Here is a 3075-nt window from a genome sequence, read left to right as displayed (position 1 = left end):
GCCCGCGCCCGCCCCGGTGCGCGGGGAGGCCCCCGCCGCCGGCGTCCCCGTCCTGGCCTGGCACTTCTTCCGGGACCGGCCCACGCCGGAGGACGGCCCGCTGACGGAGTCGTTCGCGGGGTTCGAGGAGACGCTCGTCTTCCTCCGGGAGAACGGCTTCCGCTCCGTCTTCCCCGAGCAGGTGCGGCCGGGCGGGGTGCCCCAGGTGATCCTCACCTTCGACGACGGGCGGCGGGAATCGCTGCGCGCCGCCGAGATCCTGGAGCGCCACGGCTTCCGCGGGATCTTCTTCGTGATCCCCGCTCGCACGGTGCCGAGGAGCGAGCACTTCCTGGGCCCCGAGGAGGTGCGGCGGCTGGCGCGCGCCGGGCACCGGGTGGCCGCGCACGGCTACGAGCACCGCAGCATGCCCGCCTCCGGGACGGAGGTGGCCGCCTCGCTCGTCCGCTCCCTCCCCATGCTCCGGGCGTGGACCGGGGCCGCGGACGCGCCCGACTTCGCCTTCCCCTTCGGCCACTACACGCCGGAGGTGGCGGAGGCGCTGGCGGGGAGCTACCGCTACCTGCACACCGTGAACCCCGGCTACTGGGACGGCGCGTCCCCCCTGCTCCCGCGCATGCTCATCATGTCCAGCGTGGAGCCGGCGCTCTACCGCGACTACCTGCTCGGCGGCGGGCGCTACGCCCCGGTCCTGGAGCCGCTCTCCGCGGACGGCGCCGTGGCCGGGCGGGTCGCCTTCCGCGCGCGGACGCTCCCGCTCCCCGAGGGGGTGGAGCTCTTCTCGATCTCGGCGGACGCCACCGGGCGCAGCTACGTGAGCCATCCGCTCGGGGAGAGCCTGCAGCTCCGCGGCGACACGGTATGGGTGGACCTGGCGGCGCACATGGGGCGCTACTACTCGCCCCAGCGCGCGGCGCTGTCGTACGCCCTGGTGGCCCGGGGAGGGGGCGGGCTGCGCTACCTCTCCCCCGGGGTGCAGCACTGGCTCCGGGACCCCGCCGCGGGGCCGCGCGCCGCGTCGGCTCCGGACCGCCGGGGGGGCGGAGAGGCATGCTCGTTGCCCTGCCCTCCCCCGGTCGCGGCGAGGGGCCGCGGCCATCCGCAACCCTGAGCGACGGGAGCACCGTGCAGAAGAATCGACTCGCCATCGTCGCGGCCGCGGCCCTGCTGGGGCTCGCCGGCTGCCAGGAGAACAAGGAAGCCCCGGCGACCAACGAGCTTTCCGAGGCTCCCACCCGGGAAGCGGTCACCCCGGCCGGCGCCCCCGTGCCCGACGCGCCGGCGCCGGCCATCACCGACCCGGCCTCCCCGACCCCGGAGGGAACCGACGTCGGCGCCATGGGCGCGGACGCGACGGCCACCGTCCGGACCGGCGACACGGCGGCGGTCCGGGCCGCGCACCCCTGAGCCCGGTGCGCCTCGTGCCGCCCGGACCCGACGTGCGGGTCGCCATCATCGGCAGCGGCTTCGGCGGGCTGGGGACCGCCATCCGCCTCCGGCAGGAGGGAATCCGCGACTTCGTCGTCCTGGAGCGCGCCGACGACGTGGGCGGGACCTGGCGCGACAACACCTACCCCGGGTGCGCCTGCGACGTGCAGTCGCACCTGTACTCGTTCTCCTTCGCCCCCAACCCGGAGTGGAGCCGCAGCTTCTCGCGGCAGCCCGAGATCCAGGCGTACCTCCGGCGCTGCGCCGAGGAGCACGGGGTGCTCCCGCACGTGCGCTTCGGGCACGAGGTGCGCGCCGCGGCCTGGGACGAGGAGGCGCAGCGCTGGCGGCTGGACACCGCGGGCGGGCCGGTCACGGCGCAGCTGCTGGTGATGGCCTCCGGGGCGCTCAGCGACCCCGTGGTCCCGGACTTCCCCGGGCTGGGCCGCTTCCGCGGCGCGGCGTTCCACTCCTCGCGCTGGGACCACGGCTGCGACCTCCGGGGGAAGCGCGTCGCGGTGGTCGGCACCGGCGCGTCCGCCATCCAGTTCGTCCCGGAGATCCAGCCCGGGGTGGCGGAGCTGCACCTCTACCAGCGGACCCCGCCCTGGATCCTCCCGCGGCACGACCGCCGCCTCGGCGCGCTGGAGCACGGCCTCTTCCGCCGCGTCCCGCTCGCGCAGCGCCTGGCCCGCGGGGCCGTCTACCTGCTGCGCGAGGGTCTCGTCCTCGCCTTCCGCAACCCGCGGGCGATGCGGCTCGCCCAGCGCGTCGCCCTGCGGCACCTGCGCCGCTCCGTCCCCGACCCGGCGCTGCGCGCGAAGCTCACGCCGGAGTGGACGCTGGGGTGCAAGCGGGTGCTCCTCTCCAGCGAGTACCTCCCCGCGCTCGTGCAGCCCAACGTGGAGGTGGTCACGGAGGGGATCGCGGAGGTGCGGGAGCACTCGGTCGTCACCGCGGACGGCGTGGAGCGGCCGACCGACGCGATCGTCTTCGGGACCGGCTTCCGGCCCACGGACCCGCCGCTCGCCCCCCACGTCCGGGGGCGCGGCGGGCGGACGCTCACCGAGGCGTGGGCGGGGAGCCCCCGGGCGCACCTGGGGACCACGGTGGCCGGCTTCCCCAACCTCTTCCTGCTGCTGGGCCCCAACACCGGGCTGGGCCACACCTCGGTCGTCTACATGATCGAGGCGCAGATCGAGCACTTCATGGGCGCCGTCCGCCACATGCGGCGGCACGGCGTCGCAGCGCTGGAGCCCCGGCCGGAAGCGCAGGCCGCCTTCGTGGCCGAGGTGGACGCGCGGATGGAGGGGACGGTGTGGACCGCGGGCGGCTGCCGGAGCTGGTACCTGGACGCCACCGGCCGGAACTCCGCCCTCTGGCCGGACTTCACCTGGCGCTTCCGCCGCCGGGCCGCGCGCTTCGATCCGGGCGAGTACCGGGCGACCCCCGCCCACCGGGCGCGGCCGTCGGCCGCCGCCGCATCGTGAGAGACACGACCATGCCCCCGATCTCCGACCACCTGCAGCGCCTGGCCGCCCGCGCCCTCGCCCGCCTCCCCGCCGCGGCGCTGGTGCGGCTCTCGGGGGAGCCGCCCGTGGTGTCCGACGGGCTGGTGCTGGATCCGCACGTGCAGCTCATCCGGTC

The 3075-nt window shown here is 76.4% G+C and carries 3 protein-coding genes; all 3 read left to right on the top strand.

Annotation, left to right across the window (positions count from 1 at the left end):
• On the top strand, positions 1 to 1111 hold a 1111-nt coding region (locus VGR37_12435; protein ID HEV2148203.1), incomplete at its 5' end, for a polysaccharide deacetylase family protein.
• A 14-nt stretch (positions 1112 to 1125) separates the two neighbouring features.
• Positions 1126 to 1407 (top strand): hypothetical protein, encoded by a 282-nt coding sequence (locus VGR37_12430; protein HEV2148202.1) that lies wholly within the window; start codon positions 1126 to 1128, stop codon positions 1405 to 1407.
• A gap of 14 nt (positions 1408 to 1421) precedes the next feature.
• Positions 1422 to 2918 carry an NAD(P)/FAD-dependent oxidoreductase gene (locus VGR37_12425; protein ID HEV2148201.1) on the top strand — a complete coding sequence of 499 codons (1497 nt, stop codon included), beginning with the start codon at positions 1422 to 1424 and terminating at the stop codon, positions 2916 to 2918.
• The last annotated feature ends 157 nt before the right edge of the window (positions 2919 to 3075 follow it).

It is taken from the genome of Longimicrobiaceae bacterium (genome assembly GCA_035936415.1).
Classification (GTDB): Bacteria; Gemmatimonadota; Gemmatimonadetes; order Longimicrobiales; family Longimicrobiaceae; genus JAFAYN01.
Note: the sequence above shows the minus strand (reverse complement) of the source record. Positions and strands in the feature narration are given on the sequence as shown.